7 protein-coding genes are annotated in these 22,110 nt (G+C 41.7%); 5 read left to right on the forward strand and 2 right to left on the reverse strand.

Translation table 11 applies throughout. From position 1 onward, the window contains the following. Nucleotides 1–2: 2 nt before the first annotated feature. Nucleotides 3–3,278 carry an amino acid adenylation domain-containing protein gene (locus MKY35_RS06575; RefSeq protein WP_342445928.1) on the forward strand — a complete coding sequence of 1,092 codons (3,276 nt, stop codon included), beginning with the start codon at nucleotides 3–5 and terminating at the stop codon, nucleotides 3,276–3,278. Nucleotides 3,279–3,293: 15 nt separating this feature from the next. Further along, a complete protein-coding gene (locus MKY35_RS06580) occupies nucleotides 3,294–17,882 on the forward strand; it encodes an amino acid adenylation domain-containing protein (protein ID WP_342445929.1) in 14,589 nt (4,862 codons plus the stop codon). A 76-nt stretch (nucleotides 17,883–17,958) separates the two neighbouring features. On the opposite strand, the gene MKY35_RS06585 is transcribed toward MKY35_RS06580, so the two are convergent. Further along, on the reverse strand, nucleotides 17,959–19,278 hold the full coding sequence (locus MKY35_RS06585) for an Nramp family divalent metal transporter (RefSeq protein WP_029516354.1): 1,320 nt from the start codon (nucleotides 19,276–19,278) through the stop codon (nucleotides 17,959–17,961). A 585-nt stretch (nucleotides 19,279–19,863) separates the two neighbouring features. On the opposite strand from MKY35_RS06585, the gene MKY35_RS06590 reads away from it, so the two are divergent. The 3 genes from MKY35_RS06590 (at nucleotide 19,864) to MKY35_RS06600 (ending at nucleotide 21,287) form a co-directional block, all read left to right on the forward strand. Further along, nucleotides 19,864–20,283: an organic hydroperoxide resistance protein gene (locus tag MKY35_RS06590; protein WP_342445930.1), complete on the forward strand. Its 420-nt coding sequence runs from the start codon at nucleotides 19,864–19,866 to the stop codon at nucleotides 20,281–20,283. 123 nt (nucleotides 20,284–20,406) lie between these two features. Beyond that, nucleotides 20,407–20,733: a hypothetical protein gene (locus MKY35_RS06595; protein ID WP_013309265.1), complete on the forward strand. Its 327-nt coding sequence runs from the start codon at nucleotides 20,407–20,409 to the stop codon at nucleotides 20,731–20,733. Between the two features lie 128 nt (nucleotides 20,734–20,861). Further along, nucleotides 20,862–21,287 (forward strand): thiol-disulfide oxidoreductase DCC family protein, encoded by a 426-nt coding sequence (locus tag MKY35_RS06600; protein ID WP_039269644.1) that lies wholly within the window; start codon nucleotides 20,862–20,864, stop codon nucleotides 21,285–21,287. An 8-nt stretch (nucleotides 21,288–21,295) separates the two neighbouring features. Here the strand turns inward: MKY35_RS06600 and MKY35_RS06605 are convergent, their stop codons facing one another. Next, entirely contained in the window at nucleotides 21,296–22,072 is a 777-nt protein-coding gene (locus tag MKY35_RS06605; RefSeq protein ID WP_039269646.1) for a DUF3153 domain-containing protein, read from the reverse strand. Nucleotides 22,073–22,110: the final 38 nt, after the last annotated feature.

Raw genomic sequence — 22,110 nt, forward strand, 5'->3', positions numbered from 1 at the left:
GAGTGAACCCGTTTTCGAAAGAACAAATACAGGATATTTATGCGCTGTCCCCTATGCAAGAAGGCATATTATATCATTCCCTCTCAGATACAGATCCCAACACTTATATAGTACAGCTAATCCTAACCATGGAAGGTCATCTTAATGTTGAGCTTATGAGGCAAAGTTTTTCGACACTTATCCAACGGCACAATGTATTAAGAACTACTTTTTTATTGGAAAAAGTCAAACAGCCACTTCAGGTAGTGCTGACGGAAAGACCTCTTCAATTTGTTTATGAAAGCAGAGCTGATATATCAAGCCTGGATAAAAAAGAGTGGATTCAGCAATGTTTAAAAAAGGATCGCCTGCGAGGATTCAACTTGACGATAGATCCGCTCATTAGGCTATCCATGCTCGAGACAAGCCTTACTGAATGTACTTGTATACTCACTTTTCACCATATTTTAATGGATGGTTGGTGTTCCGATTTAATCCTTTGTGAATTATTTGAAATCTATACTGGTTTAGTTAAAGGACAAAGCCAATCCATTTGTATGGAGCAGCCTTATAGTCAGTATATAGAATGGTTGGCAAAACAAGACCAAGAAAGTGCACTTGAATACTGGAAAGATTATTTAAGCGGATTTGAAGAGTGCTCGATCCTGCCAGGTCAGACACGTACTAATGGAAACAAATCAATTCAAGATTATAGCTTGGGTAAACATTCTATTCAATTAGAGCGTCGGCTGTCCAATTTTTTAAAAGAATTGGCCCGAAACAACCAAGTCACATTAAACGCGGTCTATCAGAATCTGTGGGGGATTGTGCTGCAAAAATATAATAATAGTAACGATGTTGTATTTGGCTCAGTTGTTGCAGGAAGACCACCAGAGATCCCAGCAGTTGAGCGAATGATAGGGTTGTTTATTAATACAGTTCCCTTACGTATACAATCAGCAGGAGACTTAACCTTTACTTCACTAATACAGCAAATTCATCATCTAAATTTGAATTCCAAGCCCTACGAGCATTTGTCCCTTTCACAGATTCAAAATCAGTCGATTGGTCATAGCCTGTTTGATCATATTTATGTGTTTGATAATACGCCTTTAAATTCCTCATGGAAACATCAATTAGCAGAAGTAAATGTAAACATCAAGGACGTTGATGTTATAGAACATACTAATTATGACTTAAGTATTACAGTGCTTCCGGGAGATGAAACAAACATAACATTTATCTATAATTCCAATATTCATTCTGAAGATACTGTGATAAGAATGGCAAATCATATTTATAATGTTGCAATGAAAATCTACAGTGAACCTTCTGTTTGCTTGGAAAATATTTGTATTTTGAGTGCTGATGAGGAAACCGAACTTATTGCACTGAGAAGTTCAAAGAGTATGGAGCACAGCGGTACAGAAACACTTGCAGATTTATTTGAAAGGCAAGTTAAAGTTGCGCCATTTGCAACGGCCCTTACATGTGGAGAAACTCATATATCCTATGGAGAGTTAAATGAGCAAGCCAACAAACTTGCCTATGTTTTACAATATATGGGTGTTCAACCTGATCAACTAATTGGACTACTTACAGAGCGTTCACCAGAGATGATTATTGGGATACTAGGCATTTTGAAATCCAATGCAGGCTATACACCTCTTGATCCGGAAAATACAAGTGAGCGGTTAAAGGTTATTGTGCAGGATGCGAACTTATCAATCATTGTAGTTTCACGATCAAAATTTTCTTTAATTACAAAGCTAATAGAAGAACTGGAAGGTTCCGAAAGACACCAGATTTTGATTCTTGAGGACGTGCTGGAACAAACAAATGATCGTGATAAGAGTAATCCACTACGCATATCAGAGGCTAACCATTTGGCTTATGTGATGTATACTTCCGGTTCGACCGGTATACCTAAAGGGATCATGATTGAAAATATCAATGTGATGAGAATAGTGAAGGGCTCGGATTATGTACAAATTGCACCACAAGACACTATTCTTCAATTATCTAACTTTGCTTTTGATGGTTCTGTTTTTGATATATTTGGGAGTCTTTTGAATGGAGCAAGACTTGTTTTAGTAGACAAGGAGACAATGCTTAATGCATCTGAGTTAGCTCAGTTGATTTTAAAAGAGAATGTCTCCGTTTTTTTTGTGACAACTGCTTTGTTTAACACACTCGTTGACCTTGAAATTCATTGCTTGACCAATGTAAGAAAGGTGCTTTTTGGTGGCGAGCGAGCATCAGTAGCACATGTAAAAAAAGCATTTCAGTTAATGGGGAAAGGTAAAATTATTCATGTATATGGCCCGACAGAAAGTACGGTTTATGCGATGTATCATGAAATTCAAGAAGTTAATGAGGATATGTATACAATTCCGATCGGGCGACCCATTAAGAATACGGAGGTGCTTGTTCTTAATGGGGAAAATCATCAACAGCCGATTGGGGCAATTGGGGAGCTGTGCATTGCTGGAGAAGGTCTCGCACGAGGATACCTCAACAATGACCCATTGACTCAAGAGAAATTTTTCTATCTGTACGAAAAACGATTATATAAGTCAGGTGACTTAGGGCGACGGCTTGCAAACGGAGAAATTGAATTTCTGGGGCGTAATGACCATCAGGTAAAGATTAGGGGATTCCGAATTGAATTGGGTGAAATTGAAAAGTGTATCCTTGAAAATCAAGCTGTAAAAGAAGTATTCATCATGGAGCAGTCAGATAAACAAGGGGATAAGCGCTTATGGGCGTATTTTGCTGCAGATCAAGAAATGAATACCGAAAAAATCAGGCATTGGGTTGCTGAAAGACTACCGAACTACATGATCCCTGCCTTTTTTGTACAAGTTAAGAAGCTACCTCTAAGCGCAAATGGCAAAGTGGATCATAAGAAACTGACAATGTCCGATACAAGTCAGCTCTTTCAGGACCAAGCTATACCTCCAAGGAACAGCACTGAAGAGACGGTAGCCCGCGTATGGGAAACAGTGTTGGGGATTGAAAACATAAGTGTAGTCGAAGATTTTTATGCATTGGGAGGAGATTCAATAAAAGCGATTCAAATCTCGGCGCAACTTCGAGCGAAAGATATGATAGTGACTACTAAAGATATTTTCCAGTATCCAAGTGTAGCGGACTTAAGCACCTTTATTATAAAGGGACAATCCAAGCAGGCGCAGTCTGTGAATTCTGCTGTGATCCAAAAAGGCTATGACGAATTAGGGATTTCCGCAAGTGATCTGTACGAACTTCAAACAGAATTGAATTCTAAGATCAATTAACAGGAGGAACTAGTCATGTCGTCTAAACAACTTTTACAAAAGATTTATTCGCTAACACCGATGCAAGAAGGAATTCTATACCATACATTGCGTGAAGAAAATCAGGGTAATTTTGTAGTTCAGCTTTTTTTCAGTGTGGAAGGGCCTCTCTCACTAGATACTCTGAATAAGAGTATGCAATTGCTTGTACAGCGACATGATGTTTTACGTACGCTTTTTAATGTTGATAAAGCAAAGCGACCCATCCAAATGGTCGTAGACCATCTGGAAAATAAAATTGTTTTTCAGGATTTAACTGAAAAAAATCATGACTGCCAAATGGAATATATCTCTCATTATGCCGATGAGGAAAAAATGAAAGGTTTCGATGTAACTGCTGAAATGCTTGTTCGGCTTGCTGTATTTCAGACGAATCTACAACATTTCCGGTTACTGCTAAGCTTTCATCATATTATTGTAGATGGTTGGAGCTTGAGTGCGATAGTACAAGAGCTTTTTGAAATATATAGTGCCTTAACTACGCAACGTTCACCTAATCTAAAGGAAATACACTCTTTTCAAAATTATATCGAGTGGCTTAAACTACAGGATCAAGATTCTGCAAGTTTATACTGGAACCAGTATTTAGAGGGGATTGAACAGTCCAGTGCTCTACCATGGCAACCGAAACAGAAAAAGGAAGGCTACTTGCAGGAACTAGTTAAGTTTACCTTCGATCGGGAAATGACTAAAAAAATTAAAGAATTGGCACTTGCCTATCGTGTAACGATGAATGCTGTTATTCAGGCAATCTGGGGCATCGTGCTAAAAAGATATAATAATACCAATGATGTGGTTTTTGGAACAGTCGTTTCAGGAAGGCATGCAGCGGTTTCCGGAATCGATCAAATGATCGGAATATTTATCAATACCAATCCAGTAAGAATAAATTTTGAGCAAGATATCCATTTTGAAGACCTGTTGACACTCATCCATAAGCAAATGATTGACTCCCAAGAGCATAGTCATTATCCTCTGATGAAGATACAAGCGGCTACGCCATTGAAAGAGAATTTAATTAATCATATTGTAGTTTTTGAAAATGTGCCTTTGGAATTCAATTTATTAGACGGACAGCATGTCCATGAGTTGAAAATCTATGATTTTGAATTAAAAGACCAGACAAACTATGATTTCAATATCATTGTGATCCCCTCCGAGGAAATATCTGTATGCTTAAAATATAATGCATTCTGCTATTCAAATGAAGATATGCAAAAGGTTGCCGGACATATTCGTACGGTCACTACTGCCATCACTGATAATCCACATATACTTGTTAGAAATATTTCAATTCTCACACCAGATGAAAAAGAACGCATATTAACAGAATTCAACAACACAGAACATGTTTTTTCTGATCTGAAAAATTTACACGAATTTTTTGAGGACAGAGCTTTAGCTTATCCTGACAAAACCGCCCTGATCCTTGGTGAAGAAAATATGAGCTATGAAGAGGTTAACGAACGTGCCAATCAATTAGCCAGAATACTACGACGCAAGGGAGTATGTAGTAACCAGAGCGTTGGAATAATGGTTGAAAGATCATTTGAAATGATCATAGCTATATTGGCGATTCATAAGGCTGGTGGTGCTTATATACCTATCGATCCCGACTATCCCAAAGATCGTGTTCGTTATATGCTGCAAGACAGTGGAACTAACCTTGTCTTAACAAAGACAAGATGGAATGAACGCCTTGTAGGTTTAGGAATAGAAATCCTGCTCTTGGATATAAGCTTGTCTGATAACGAGGATAACACCAATCTTAATTGTGTTAATCATCCTGATGATGTGGCTTACATCATATACACATCAGGTTCTACTGGCAAGCCGAAAGGGGTAATAGTTCAGCATCGGTCCGTTGTCAACAATATGTTGTGGATGCAACGAAAGTATTCGATTACAGAAGCGGACGTTATCATGCAAAAAACAGCTTACACTTTTGATGTGTCCGTGTTTGAATTGTGCTGGTGGTATTTTCAGGGCGCAGCCGCCCTATGTTTATTGGAGCCTGGAGCTGAAAAAGACCCTGAGAGCATAATCCGCACAGTTGAACAACAAAAAGTAACTGTAATCCACTTTGTTCCATCTATGTTACATGCATTTTTAGACTATTTGGAGTATGGAGAGGGACACATTCAGCGTTTATCGTCTATACAAAAAGTATTTACTAGTGGAGAAGCACTAACATGCAGGCATGTTCAACGGTTTAACGATGGATGGAGAAGAGATAAAAACATTGTTTTCGCTAATCTATACGGACCGACTGAAGGCACTATACATGATTCTTATTTTGATTGTCCTTCTGATTTTAAGATGGATTCCATCCCAATTGGCAAGCCGATAGATAATATACAAATGTATATTATAGACCAGGATGGTCAATTGCAGCCAGTTGGTGTAGCAGGGGAATTATGTATTTCAGGTACAGGCGTAGCAGCAGGATATGTGAATCTTCCTGAAGCAACAGAAGAGAAATTTGTAAGAGATCCATTTAAAATCGGTCAACATATGTACAAAACAGGCGATTTAACAAGATGGATGAATGATGGAAATATTGAGTATATGGGGAGAAAAGACTTTCAGATCAAAATCCGAGGGTATCGAATTGAAACTGGAGAAATAGAAAACGTACTACTTCAATATTCAGGTATTCAGCAAGCATTGGTTACATTATGCATGGATGTCGAAAACAATGGATATTTATGCGCATATATTATTGGATCTCAATCTATTGATGAAAATGCTATAAAAGACTATCTTATCCATTATGTTCCATCGTATATGGTGCCGTCTTATTTTATAAAGTTAGACAGATTTCCTCTATCGCAAAGCGGAAAGATTGATCGTAGGAATTTACCCATACCGGGCATCAAAGTAAAGGCATCTGCTAGCTACACACCGCCAAGAAATCATATTGAAAACGTGACGTCGGAGATATGGGAAGAAGTGCTGGGGGTAGAAAAGGTTGGCATTCATGACCATTTTTTTGCGCTCGGGGGAGATTCTATCAAAGCCATTCAAGTGTCGTCACGTTTACAACGTCATCATGTGCATATCGGAATCAAAGATATTTTCGCAAATCCGACGATTGCACAATTAACTCAGGTGTTAGCTGTACAAACAAAAGTTGTAGATCAGAGTGTTGTTGAGGGGATCGTTCCGCTTACGCCAATTCAAAAGTGGTTTTTTGAACATCAGGGGATACAACGTCATCACTGGAATCAGTCTTTTATGTTGTATAGAAAAGAAGGATTTGAACCTGACATTCTTCAAGAAACGATGAATTATATCATTTATCATCATGATGCTCTACGTATGGTGTATGCAAGCGAGCAAAACTCTATTGTACAAACAAATCAGGACATGAAAGAGTCGGCTTGGTTGCAGGTTGTGGATCTATCAAGTGAACTGGATGTAAGGGATCGTATCGCAAATTTTTCAGAAAAGATTCATATGAGTATGGATTTAACTACAGGTCCTCTACTGAAAGTGGGACTATTCCAAACCATTGAAGGGGATCATCTCCTTATTGTTGCGCATCATTTGGTAATCGATGGTGTTTCTTGGCGAGTATTGATGGAAGATATCACACAGGTTTATAAACAGCTTAGTTCTGGAGAAAAGCCTTCATTACCGTATAAGACAACTTCCTATAAGAGCTGGGCTAGCGCACTGGAGGAGTATGCGAATAGTCCGGTATTACTTGATGAGATTCCCTACTGGATGAATATGGATCAGCGTCATATTGAGCCTCTGCCTAAGGATCACACATGTCCAACCAACTTTATCAAGGATACGAGATCGATAAATATTCAACTATCTAAGCAGGACACAGACAATCTGCTTCGTCATTCCAATCAGGCTTACAATACGGAGATTAATGACTTATTGTTAGCTGCGTTAGGGAGTGCATTCCGAGATTGGACACATCATACTCAGATTCTAATCGGTTTAGAGGGGCATGGGAGAGAAGACATAGTTCCTGATATTAATGTCTCCCGGACGATTGGTTGGTTTACAACGATGTATCCTGTAGTAATTGATCTTCTGTCATCTTGTTCTGTTCAGGATACTGTTCAACATGTAAAACAAACATTACGCCAAATTCCGAAAAAAGGGATCGGATATGGTCTGTTAAAATATGTTACTCATCCGGACTACAAAAAAATGATGAAGTGGAAACATCATCCTCAAGTTTGTTTTAACTATTTAGGTGAATTTGCCCAAAGCATAGATCAGGGAGTTTTTACGCTTTCTGATATGTCACAGGGCCAGATGCTTGATCCGCAATCAGAGCGAAGTTACTCCATTGACATAACAGGAGCAGTCATGGAGGACGAGTTAAAAATTTCTTTTATATACAATAAGTATGAATATGATGAAGATACCCTGACCGAAGTGGCCCTGAAATTCAAGAATCATCTCCTGGAAATTATCAATCATTGCGTAACATGTGGAACAAGGGAGGTTAGTGAAAAAATATACCCGACAGCGTTTCCCGATTTAGAACAATTAAACGCTCCTTTCGCGTTAACTGATATTCAGATGGCATATTTTTTAGGTCGAAATGATGAACTTGAAATGGGCGGCGTGTCCACTCATGTATATACCGAGGTGGAGACTGACGTTGACATGGTGCGTTTTAATCAATGTTTGAATAAAGTCATTCAGAGACACCCGATGCTAAGAGCAATTATCATGCCAAGCGGCGAGCAGGTTATTCTTAAAGACGTGCCTGAGTATCTAATGGCTATAGAAGATCTTCGATTCCTGACAAGAAGAGAACAAGAGGAACGAATTCATCTGGAGCGAAGCCGGATGTCACACCATGTGTTTGTTCCTGAACAGTGGCCGATGTTCGAATTTAAGGCTTTCCAGCTTGAGAATGATAAGTATCTATTGTGTATGGGCAGAGATTTGCTTATTGCTGATGCAGCAAGTATGGATATTATCGGTCGTGATCTGATGTATTTCTATCACAATCCAAATGCCGAATTGCCCAAATTGGACTTCAGCTTCCGCGATTATATTCTTGCTTATTTAGATTTGAAGCAATCTGAAATATATGAGCTGGATCGCAAATACTGGCTTAATAAAGTGGAAGATTTTCCATTAGCGCCTGTTCTTCCTTTACAATGTGATCCAGAACAAATAAAAACACCAAAATTCCAAAGAAAAGAGAAGATATACAATCAGCAACAGTGGATTTCTTTAAAACAGCTGGCTTTACAAAATGGAGTGACTCCATCCGCTTTGCTTGCGACCATTTATTCATATCTTCTTTCCATATGGGGCAATCAAGAGAACTTGTCCATTAATCTTACAGTCTTCAATCGTTACCCTTTTCATGAGCAGGTAGAACATATAGTAGGTGATTTTACATCAAACCTTCTGCTTGGCATTTCATTTAAACCGGGTATGTCATTCTGGGAAAAGGCCAGGGTCGTTCAGTCTGTCTTAATTGATGCATTGGAGCATCGCCACTATGAGGGTGTTGAGTTTATTAGGGATATTGTGAGACATCATGGGATTAGACATGGAAAGGCTGTAATTCCGTATGTTTTTACCTCTGTGCTTTCTGAAAATAACACGGAGCGCACACCTGGTCTTGAACAATTAGGAGACTTGAAAACGGGAATAACGCAAACCTCACAGGTCTATATTGATTTTCAGGCTACATTAGTAGCAGATGAATTATGGCTATTTTGGGATTATGTAGAGGAATTGTTTTCGCCAGAAATGATTGAAGGTATGTTCAGCCAGTTTACGCAAATCATTGATTCTCTTTTGTTAAATACTATGTATTCAAATTTGGAAATTGAAATAGAGAATGAGGATGTTATCCGATTATACAACAATACGAACAAGACTGTACCGCCTAGCACCTTGCACGGGTTGTTCGAGGAGCAGGCAGGGCGTACTCCAGAAGCGGTGGCCTTAATGTATAAGCATGAAAGTCTTACGTATGGAGAACTGCAGAAACGTTCGAATCAGATTGCCCGCTATTTGCAAGAGCAGGGGGTATGTCGTGGCGATTATGTCAGCGTATCGGCAAGCCGAAGTATTGCAACCGTTGCTAATGTTATAGGTATTTTGAAGGCTGGAGCAGCTTATGTACCGGTGGATCCGGACTATCCCGAAGAACGGCGCCACTACATCCATGAGCACAGTCAATGTAAGCTGACTGTTGAACCGGAGTTGTACGATACAGCCGGTGTAGCAGCATATTCTGACGAAGCTCTTCCGCTGGATTATCATCCGGACGATGTGGCATATGTGATCTATACATCGGGTAGCACAGGCCGACCGAAGGGAGTAATCACAACCCACGGAGCAGTAGCCAATACGATTCAGGATATAAATCATAAATTCGGCATTCATGAGCAGGACCGGATGATAGGTTTGTCCTCCATGTGTTTCGATCTGTCTGTATATGATCTGTTCGGTGCCTTGGCAGCCGGAGCGGCATTGGTATTGATTGACGATCAGCGGGATGTGGAAGATGTCATCTACACGATAGAGCGTCAGGGCATCACTATATGGAATTCTGTACCGGCTATTATGGAAATGGTGCTCGCCAACGTCACGGCTGACTTCTACAATAATGGAATTCGAACAGTGTTGCTCAGCGGGGACTGGATACCCCTACAGCTGCCTGAGAAAATAAAGCGACATTGTCCGCATGCAGAAGTGATTAGCCTGGGAGGAGCAACAGAAGCCTCGATTTGGTCCATCTACTACCCAATCAAGGAATGGGATAGACAGACCGCCTCGATACCTTATGGCAGGCCGCTAGCGAACCAGCAGATGTACGTGCTGAACTATGAGCTGAAGCCTTGCCCGGCGGATGTACAAGGGGAATTGTATATTGGCGGGATGGGGCTTGCGACAGGTTATCTGAATGATGAACAGAAAACCCAGGAATCGTTTGTGGAACATCCAGAGCTGGGCCGATTGTACCGAACCGGAGATTATGGAGTATGGCGTCCGGCAGGTTATATCGAATTTCAGGGACGGAAGGATCAGCAGGTAAAGATCCGTGGGTACCGGGTAGAGTTAGGAGAAATTGAAGGACGTCTACTGGCACATGAATTCATCAAAAATGCAGTAGTAATGGAACAAAGGGACCATCGCAATCACGTATATCTATGTGCGTACTATGTTCCAGCTGAGGAGGAAGTGACCCCGGAGGAGCTGCGAATATATTTACAACGGGAACTGCCGAATTATATGGTGCCGTCGCATTATATGGAACTGGAGAAAATACCGTTATCTCCTAACGGCAAGGTGAATCGAAGAGAGTTGCCGATCCCGGATGTGGAACAGCAAATGGACTCGAAATATGAAGAAGCACGTAATGAAACAGAGCAGAAACTGACGGAAATATGGAAAGAGGTATTGGGAGTCGAACGAATAGGAATCCATGATCATTTCTTTGAACTGGGTGGGAATTCGATTCTGATGGTGCAAATCCGAACAAGAATAAGCAGGGAAATGGGAATTGAATTGAATCTACGAGACTTTCTGCAGCATTATACCATAGCGAAGCTGTCAGAACGGATGAAGGAAGGTGTAGATACACAAGCGGCCATCGTGTATCCGGAGTTAACACCTGATCCAGAGCATATGTATGAACCGTTTCCGCTAACGGATGTGCAGATGGCTTATCTGATGGGACGCGAGGACCATTTTGAAATGGGTGGAGTGTCGACTCATGGATATACGGAGATTAAAACCGTCTTTGATATAGACCGACTTAACTTTGCATTACAACAGATCATTCAATATCAGCCCATGATGCGCGCAGTCGTATTTCCTACCGGAGAGCAGGTTATCCTGGAGAACGTACCGGAATATCGAATAACAGTGGTTGACCTTACCCATATGAGTTCGTCTGAGCAACAAGAACGGATAGTGTCAGAAAGAGAGCGAATGTCTCATTATGTATTTCCAACAGACCAATGGCCGCTCTTTGAATATAAAGCTTTTAAATTATCTGAAGGAATTCATTATTTGTTTATCAGCTACGACATGTTGATTACGGATGGAGCAAGTATTCAACTGATAGGCAAGTTGCTGGTTAAATTCTATCATGAGCCCAATTGGATGCCGTCACAGTTGCAGAGTACATTTCGGGACTACATTCTGGCATTGCAGCATTTTAAAAATTCGGAAACCTATAAGAAGGACAAACTGTATTGGCTGAATAAATTGGGCGATTTTCCTGCAGCTCCGGAGCTGCCTTTAAAAGCAGATCCCTCCGGTGTGACTGAGCCTCATTTTTGCCGTCTGGAGCAAGAGATCGATAGAGAAACCTGGGAGAAAATTAAAAAACAGGCGTATCAGTACAATATCACGCCTACAGCGGCTCTTCTTGCTGCTTATGCAGAAGTGATGGCCTTTTGGAGTAATCAGCCTCATTTAGCCGTGAGCTTGACCGTTTTCAATAGACTACCGTTTCACCAAGATGTGAACGACATGATTGGGGATTTTACTTCCGTAATTCTTATAGAAATTGATTTTAGGTCTGAAAAGGGATATTGGGAGAGGGCGAAACAGATCCAAGAACGTCTTTTAGAATCACTTGAGCATCGGCATTATGATGGAATTGAATTAATACGAGAAATATCTAAATACCATAATTATGGTAATCGTGCTGTTATGCCAATTGTTTTTACAAGCATGCTGCTGGGGACCAAAGAAAGAGGTGAAGTTAGTTGGTATGAATTAGGAGAAATACAAATGGGTGCGGGGCAGACATCTCAAGTTTACTTGGATCATCAACTTTTTGAAGATAACGGTTCGTTAAGGCTTGTTTGGGACTACGTTGAGCAACTATTCGATGAAAATGTAATCCATGCAATGTTCAAGCAGTATATTGATACATTAACTCTGCATACCAACTGCATAAAAATTACTGAACAAGAAATGAAGTTGATGGAGAGCTACAATAATACAGAGAAACTGATACCATATAGCACCTTGCATGGGTTGTTCGAAGAGCAGGCAGGGCGTACTCCAGAAACAGTGGCCTTAATGCATAAGGATGAATGCCTTACGTATGGAGAACTGCAGAAACGTTCGAATCAGATTGCCCGTTATTTGCAAGAGCAGGGGGTATGTCGTGGCGATTATGTTAGCGTATTGGCGAGTCGGAGTATTGCAACCGTTGCTAATGTTATAGGTATTTTGAAGGCTGGAGCAGCTTATGTACCGGTGGATCCGGACTATCCCGAAGAACGGCGCCACTACATCCATGAGCACAGTCAATGTAAGCTGACTGTTGAACCGGAGTTGTACGATACAGCCGGTGTAGCAGCATATTCTGACGAAGCTCTTCCGCTGGATTATCATCCGGACGATGTGGCATATGTGATCTATACATCGGGTAGCACAGGCCGACCGAAGGGAGTAATCACAACCCACGGAGCAGCAGCCAATACGATTCAGGATATAAATCATAAATTCGGCATTCATGAGCAGGACCGGATGATAGGTTTGTCCTCCATGTGTTTCGATCTGTCTGTATATGATCTGTTCGGTGCCTTGGCAGCCGGAGCGGCATTGGTATTGATTGACGATCAGCGGGATGTGGAAGATGTCATCTACACGATAGAGCGTCAGGGCATCACTATATGGAATTCTGTACCGGCTATTATGGAAATGGTGCTCGCCAACGTCACGGCTGACTTCTACAATAATGGAATTCGAACAGTGTTGCTCAGCGGGGACTGGATACCCCTACAGCTGCCTGAGAAAATAAAGCGACATTGTCCGCATGCAGAAGTGATTAGCCTGGGAGGAGCAACAGAAGCCTCGATTTGGTCCATCTACTACCCAATCAAGGAATGGGATAGACAGACCGCCTCGATACCTTATGGCAGGCCGCTAGCGAACCAGCAGATGTACGTGCTGAACTATGAGCTGAAGCCTTGCCCGGCGGATGTACAAGGGGAATTGTATATTGGCGGGATGGGGCTTGCGACAGGTTATCTGAATGATGAACAGAAAACCCAGGAATCGTTTGTGGAACATCCAGAGCTGGGCCGATTGTACCGAACCGGAGATTATGGAGTATGGCGTCCGGCAGGTTATATCGAATTTCAGGGACGGAAGGATCAGCAGGTAAAGATCCGTGGGTACCGGGTAGAGTTAGGAGAAATTGAAGGACGTCTACTGGCACATGAATTCATCAAAAATGCAGTAGTAATGGAACAAAGGGACCATCGCAATCACGTATATCTATGTGCGTACTATGTTCCAGCTGAGGAGGAAGTGACCCCGGAGGAGCTGCGAATATATTTACAACGGGAACTGCCGAATTATATGGTGCCGTCGCATTATATGGAACTGGAGAAAATACCGTTATCTCCTAACGGCAAGGTGAATCGAAGAGAGTTGCCGATCCCGGATGTGGAACAGCAAATGGACTCGAAATATGAAGAAGCACGTAATGAAACAGAGCAGAAACTGACGGAAATATGGAAAGAGGTATTGGGAGTCGAACGAATAGGAATCCATGATCATTTCTTTGAACTGGGTGGGAATTCGATTCTGATGGTGCAAATCCGAACAAGAATAAGCAGGGAAATGGGAATTGAATTGAATCTACGAGACTTTCTGCAGCATTATACCATAGCGAAGCTGTCAGAACGGATGAAGGAAGGTGTAGATACACAAGCGGCCATCGTATATCCGGAGTTAATACCTGATCCAGAGCATATGTATGAACCGTTTCCGCTAACGGATGTGCAGATGGCTTATCTGATGGGACGCGAGGACCATTTTGAAATGGGTGGAGTGTCGACTCATGTATATATTGAGTTAGAAACTTCATTGGATATGGATCGGTTTAATCATGCTCTACAAAAAGTTATTGAACGCCATGCTATGTTGCGAACGATTATCTTGCCGAACGGAGAGCAACAAATATTAGAGTATGTTCCAGAATATCATATTGAGATTATCCCGATGGAGGATCTCTCCAAGGAAGCCCAGGAACAAAGAATACTGACGGAAAGGGAGCGCATGTCTCACTATATTTTCAAGACAGATCAGTGGCCTCTATTTGAGTATAAGGCTTATCAATGTTCTGCAGAAATGTTTTACCTTTTTATTGGTTATGACATGTTAATAACGGATGGGGCAAGCTTTCAATTCATTCATCAGGAAATTATGAAATTTTACCATGATCCAGATTTAGATTTGGAAGGCGTGGACATTACTTTCCGAGACTATATGATGGCTTATACGGGTTTCAAATCCTCGGAAATATATAAGAGGGATCGGCAATACTGGATGGATAAAGTGGAATGTTTCCCTGACCCTCCTGCTTTACCGTATATTTCCTCACCAGGCCTGATTGTACAACCGCGTTTCAAAAGGGTAACCCAACACTGCGATAGGGAACTTTACGAAAAGCTAAAGCAAGTTTCACAAAAAAATCACCTGACACCAACTGCAGTGCTGTGTACTGTATTTGCCAAAGTGTTGTCATACTGGAGTAATCAATCCCAATTGGCGCTCAATTGTACTATTTTTAATCGTTATCCATTTCATAAAGATGTCTATAAGATGATTGGCGACTTTACGTCTGTTATGTTGCTTGACATCACGATTGAAGGAGGAAAATCTTTCTGGGAGCAAGCTGAATCCGTGCAAAACGTGTTGATGGAGGCGCTTGAACATAGACACTACGACGGCATTCAATTCATCAGGGAGATTATACGTCAACGTGGTGCTGAAACCCATAAGGCAGTCATGCCCATTGTATTCACAAGCATGTTACTGGATGCAGGGAAAGGTACAGATGAGTCTGTTTATTTTATGGGGGATATAAAGACAGCGGTGTCTCAAACCTCTCAAGTTTTTTTAGATTATCAGGTTCTGGAAGTAGATGGTGGACTCACGATCACTTGGGATTATGTTGAACAACTGTTTGATTCGGTATCAATTAAAGCGATGTTTGACCAGTACTTTATGCTGCTGGAATTTTACTTAAACTCAGATGAAGAAAATAGGTTCCCATGGGGACGTGAAAACTATCATCTGATTTCAGCTTTTAATGATACCTATGAAGAAATTCCAAGATCTACACTTCATTCCTTGTTTGAAAAGCAGGTTATTCGTTGGCCAGAGGCATTTGCGGTGATTTATAAGAACAGCCACATCACTTATCAGGAGTTAAATGAACGTTCTAATAGGGTAGCTCGCTATTTACATGAACATGGCGTGTGTCGTGGTGATTTTATTAGTGTATTAGCCAATCGGAGTATTGAAACCATTGTGAATATAGTAGGTATATTGAAGGCTGGAGCGGCTTATGTACCGATTGATCCTGACTATCCGGAGGAACGTTGTGAATATATTAGGGATCACAGTGGTTGTAAATTAATGTTGGAACCAGAACTATACGTTAAGAAAGGATTAGCGGTTTATTCTGGTGAAACTCTCCAGATCGAACATGATCCAGATGATGTAGCCTATGTGATTTATACTTCAGGTAGTACAGGCCAGCCTAAAGGAGTCATTGTTACACACGGGGCGGTAGCTAACACGGTGCAGGATATAAATCGTAAATTCAATGTGAATGAGCAGGATCGTATAATTGGATTATCATCCATGTGTTTCGATTTATCGGTTTATGATCTATTTGGAGCGTTAGCGGTTGGAGCGACTTTAGTACTTATTGATGATCAACGCGATATTACAGAAGTCGCCAAGACAGTGGAGGAACATAAAATTACAATTTGGAACTCCGTGCCAGCTATAATGGACTTGATGTTGAACCATGTGCTTGGAGAAGAAGAGGAAAGCTGTTATTACTGGAATAGCATGCACCGATCGTCTGGATCGCGCAAGAAAAACAGTTCCTTGCGTTTGGTCATTCTTAGTGGAGATTGGATACCTCTCAGTCTACCGAATAAAATTCGTAGACAATATATTCACGCGAATGTAATAAGTATGGGTGGGGCAACAGAGGCTTCTATTTGGTCCATTTATTATCCCGTATATGAAGTGCATGAATCCTGGGCCTCCATACCTTACGGAATGCCATTAGCTAACCAAACTTATTATGTATTGAATTATGATCAGGAACTTTGCCCAATAGGTGTAAAAGGTGAGCTTTACATTGGAGGTGTTGGCCTAGCCAAAGGTTATCTTCATGAAGAAGAAAAAACGGCATTATCATTCTTAAATCATCCGAAGTTTGGCAGGTTATATCGCACTGGGGACCAAGGAATTCTGAATTCAAAAGGATATATTGAATTTTTGGGACGTAACGATCAGCAAGTAAAAATCCGTGGTTATCGTGTAGAGCTTGGGGAAATTGAAAATCAAATTCTTCAAATTATTGGAGTAAAGGAAGCAGTGGTTTTGTATACCCCGGATTCGAGAGGAAATAAAATACTGTGCGCGTATATCGTGACCCAACCAAGTTTGACTATCCAGGATATTAAAGAAGGTATTAGTCGTGTATTGCCAAATTACATGGTGCCTACCCATTTTATTGGTCTTGAACAAATTCCTTTAACACCTAATGGTAAATTAGATCGAAAAGCACTGCCAGAGCCATCGGCTAAAACCATATTTCAAAAGAAATATGAAGCTCCAGTGACGGAGATGGAGTGCATTATGGTACGAATCTGGGAAGAGATTTTGGAGTACAGTTCCATTAGCGTAGACGATTCTTTATTTGAATTGGGGGTGGATTCGACAAGTGTAATTAAATTTGTGGCGAGACTAGCTACAGGGCACGGAATAGAGCTTCCGATTCGACAGATATTTGTGACACCGACTATTCGAGAGTTGGCCTCCTTAGTTTCATCATCTGAAACGCAGATTAGTGATCTTTCTAACGAAAGAATGTTGTTTAATCCAGAGGGAGAAAGAGACCGAAACATATTTTGTTTCCCTCCGGTAGTAGCTTTAGGGGTTGTATATCAAAGGCTTGCTGAATTCCTTGGTTCCTATCGATTGTATAGTTTCAATTTTCTTGAGATTGAACAAAATCGTCTCATTGCAGAATATATCCGCCTTATAAAAGAAGTTCAGCCTGAGGGACCTTACGTAATTCTAGGGATTTCAGCGGGAGGCAATTTGGGATTTGAGATTACAAAGGCCCTTGAAAAACAGGGAGATAAGGTTAGCCAGCTCGTTTTATTGGACTCATTTTACATTACAGAAATAAATTCAGAGCGGCTTACAACGGAAGAGAGTCGTAAATATGCGAAAGAAACGGTAGATCTTATGTTGGATAAATATCCACAATTGCAAAGTGAAGGAGATTTTTTTCATCTCCATGTTGGCGAGAAGATTCAAAGATACTATGCGTATTTGGATAATTTAATGAATTCTGGACAAGTTGCGGCTCATATTCATGTTATTAAATCTCTTCAGAGTCAAAGTAAACATATACGTGGAGATATCCGAATGTGGGAGCATTCTACAAGTGGGGAGTATTCCATTTGTGATGGTTATGGAGATCATGAAAGCATGCTTGATGCTACATTTGTTGAACAGAATGCAGAGTTAATTCTACACATATTGGAAAAATAAACGATAAAAAGAGGTATTCCTTGGCTATTTTGGCCTGTGGAGTACCTCTTTTTAATGGTTGCATCCAAACGGTCTGTCAACCTGATATCGTTTGTATAATGAGCACTACATTCAAGATAATGATGATAGCGGTCACGATCCAGGTTAGTACTTTTTGCCACATTTTATTTGCGAATTCACCCATAATCTTTTTGTCGCTGGTAAAGAGCAGTAATGGAATGATGGCAAAGGGAAGCTGGATGGACAGGATGACCTGGCTCAGCACAAGCAGTTCCTCCGCACCTTTTTCCCCTGCGATGGCAGTGACGATGACCGCTGGAATGATCGCGATGAGGCGGGTCACCAGACGACGCAACCAAGGTGAAAGACGAAGATTCAAAAAGCCCTCCATCACGATTTGCCCGGCTAAAGTGCCTGTTACGGTTGAATTTTGCCCTGAGGCGAGTAACGCTACCCCAAATAGTATGCTCGCCAGTGTGGTTCCCAGTAGGGGCGAAAGCAGATAATAGGCATCGCTAATTTCGGCTACATCTGTTCTTCCTGCCGTATGGAATACAGCAGCTGCCACGATCAAGATGGCGGCATTAATAAATAATGCGAACATCAGCGCTATACTGGAATCCCAAGTTGCAAATGTAATAGCTTCCCGTTTACCTGCTGAAGTCTGCTCAAATTTGCGAGTTTGTACAATAGAAGAATGCAGATACAGGTTATGCGGCATTACAGTAGCGCCCATAATACCGATGGCAATATACAGCATACTTGGATTCGTCAAAATTTGCGAGTCTGGTACAAAGCCGCCCAATACGCCGCCCCATTCCGGTTGTGCCAAAATGAGATTAATGCCAAAACAGCCGGCAATCGTCGCCATCAGCACAATGACGAGGGTTTCCAATGCCCGAAAACCTTTGTTTTGCAGCAGTAAAATGAGCATAACATCAAATGCGGTAATGATGACTCCGTATAGTAACGGTAGACCAAACAGCAACTTCAGCGCAATGGCTGAACCGATGACCTCGGCTAAATCCATGGCTGCAATGGCAATTTCGCACAAGAGCCATAAGCCGATCGCGACAGGACGACTGTAGGCATCACGGCACATTTGAGCCAAATCTTTACCTGTGGCAATGCCAAGCTTGCCAGATAAGGCTTGCAGCAGGATGGCCATTAGGTTGGAGATTAGAATGACACTAAGCAGCGTGTAGCCGAATTTTGATCCGCCGGCGATGTCTGTAGCCCAGTTGCCGGGGTCCATATAGCCGACTGCGACCATATAGCCGGGCCCAGCAAAGGCAAGAAACTTCCGAAACCAGGTTCCGTCTTTTGGGACGCTCAAGGAACGATTCACTTCCGACAGTGAAGCGATTTCCGCGAAGTTACCCTTTGTATTTTTCATACGCTTCACCTTCTTTATTGATGTTGAAATATATTATTAGTGACATAACGATTGTGTTATCCCTATTGTACACTCCCAATAGTTTTTGTCTAGTACAACTTTTGTGTGGTCAAGCAAGTTAATCGTATTTTTGAAGCAATATGGCCATCGTATAAGCTGAACCTAGAAAAACCAAGCTATATCGCTCTGAGGGGAGCGGCTTGGTCGTTTTGGATTTTTTAAATTGTTGTCCATCTTCCCGGTGAACGCCCGTTCCATATTTTATCAATTTTTTTCTCGCATGCGACAGGGTTACCCTGTCGAATTGTTAGGACCATAAAATGGTCTTACCTTATTCCGTCCCCGAAAATTAAACGACTGGTGGAGATGGTTGTTCAATGTAGACGGCCCAAGTAGGGGCCTATAACATATAGTGTAAACATGGTGGGGTGGAACTAAACGGTAAATGTACTAGTTTACATCCATATTTCAAATGATTCATTTTATGTAGTTCGTTTAAAGTACATACGAGAAGGAAATCATGTATTAACATGACGATAAGGTTCCTGCGGAATGCAAAAGATATAGTGAAGGAGAGATGAAATCATGGAAGCATTATACACAGCATCAGCAACGGTACATGGTGGAAGAGACGGTTCAGTCTCTTCATCCGATGGAGTTTTGAAGCATAAGCTCAGCACGCCGAAGGAACTGGGTGGCGCAGGTGGAGAAGCTACGAATCCAGAGCAATTGTTTGCGGCAGGCTATGGTGCCTGCTATGAGAGCGCATTGGCTAATGTGGCCCGGAAGGCTAAGGTGAAGGTGGACAATGTTGAGGTCACCAGCCACGTATCTATCGGCAAGGATCCAAGCGATGGCGGCTTCCAGCTGGCGGTACGTCTGGATGTGAAAATACCCGGTATTGAACGCGCCCAGGCCGAAGATTTGGCACGCCAAGCGCATGATTTTTGTCCGTACTCCAAAGCAACACGCGGTAACATTGATGTCGAGCTTAATGTCATTTGACTGCATTTCTATAACTTCTACACTCTGGCCGCCGATTTATCGGGGGCTTTTGCACATAGATCTTGATTCGCTGAGATTCACGACCATTTGACATCATCGCCAAAATTCATTAAGATGGCTTAGGTGATTCTGGTCATCAGGTACGAAACAAATTTGAAAAATACGGGTGATATGATGTCTTACAGACCGAATATTGTTAATTTCACGCTGGCTGGCAGCAACGAAAAAGAAGGGCTTTATGAGTTTAAAATGAGTTTGGCCGATGGAACGGAGTGCCGCGTTTTTTCTCAACGTCATCCGGAGTGGACCTTGACGAATATTAGTCGACTGCTAACGACGCCTTGCCCGGTATGCCATAAGGATTTTATCTGCAAGTGTATGGATAAGTTCCATGAGGAGTTTTTAGAGCAAATTAATACGAAACAGCTGTTTGAGAAAGCATTGAGCTAGTTTTTCAAACAGGTAAAGACTATACATTTCTAAACAAGCGTCGGATACTTTCGGCGTTTTTTTGTTTATATTCATATGGTTGCGTTGATGGTATTCATGCCGTTGATTTCCTGGAGGTGAAATGCTATATGAACCAGTCTGATCATGCTCATTCAGATCACTCCATTGTGTTGGTGGATGGGGTATGCCACTTTTGTCAGGGAGCAGTCCGCTTTATTATCAAGCGTGATCCTAAGGGCACATTTCATTTTGGTTCCCTGCAATCCGAGGCAGGACAAGAACTATTACGTGCAGGAGGACTATCTGCGGATCAGCTGGATACGTTCGTGCTGATTGAAGACGGTACGTATTATACGAGGTCCACTGCGGCTTTGCGAATTGCCAAACGTCTTCGTTTTCCATACCCGCTAGTCTATATATTCATCCTGGTTCCCCGATTTGTGCGCAACGCCGTCTATAACTGGGTGGCGCGTAACCGATATCGTTGGTTCGGTAAGGATGAAGAGGATCAATGTCTGATCCCCCCACCAGAAATTAGACAACGATTTTTTTAGTTTCTTTTTTAAGTTTCTTTTTTGGAGCGATGTCTACGAATTAGTAAGATCACAGCGATCACGATCAATATCAGGCTCGTAACAGCTACATACATGATATGTCGTACATTGGGCACGTTAACAGACAATTTTAGCTCGTTAGGTTCCAATGGAGCAATGTTCCAGTACAGTGTTTTTCCGTCTTCCGACACACGGTCCGCATTATGGGTAGCAGGTTGGATGGGCAAGGATAGGCTGAAGTTAAGATCCAGCTGCCGCTCCAGTAATTTGCGCGCAAACACATTCATTTGCTTAAATTTGTCACTCAGTCCTTGAGCTTCTTCAGGAAGCATCCGTGGTAGATCGAGCTTCATGGTAAGATCAATATTCGTTGTGAAAAAATGTTGGCTCACAGCGCGCTTTATTTCTAATCCCTCAGGTAGATGTAATCCCTGACTGGGATTTTTTTTGTTTGTACTCCAATCTCCTTGATAATGCCCCTTAATTTGATATCCCTTTCTTCCCTGTTCAGCTAGCGGCTGTACATCTACATTGTTGCTTTGAATACGCTTGACTAATTGATCTAGCACCCCGGGATTGTCCAACATCATCAGTGTCTGGTTGTTTACGCTGAACGTCGCATCCATATCTACACTTTGATCGAGATGAACATCTACATGGATGTCACCTCGAGCACAGGAAGTTAGGGTAAGCAGACAGCATACCAGCATAAAAATGAGCAGTATTTTTCGTATCCGAACTTGCCGACGTTTGTTCCGATATGGGCTGTACCCTATTGGCTTCATGACCTACACCTCTTTATATGTATTCTTTGGTTTAACGA

The organism is Paenibacillus sp. FSL L8-0638 (assembly GCF_038593075.1).
GTDB lineage: Bacteria > Bacillota > Bacilli > Paenibacillales > Paenibacillaceae > Paenibacillus > Paenibacillus polymyxa_D.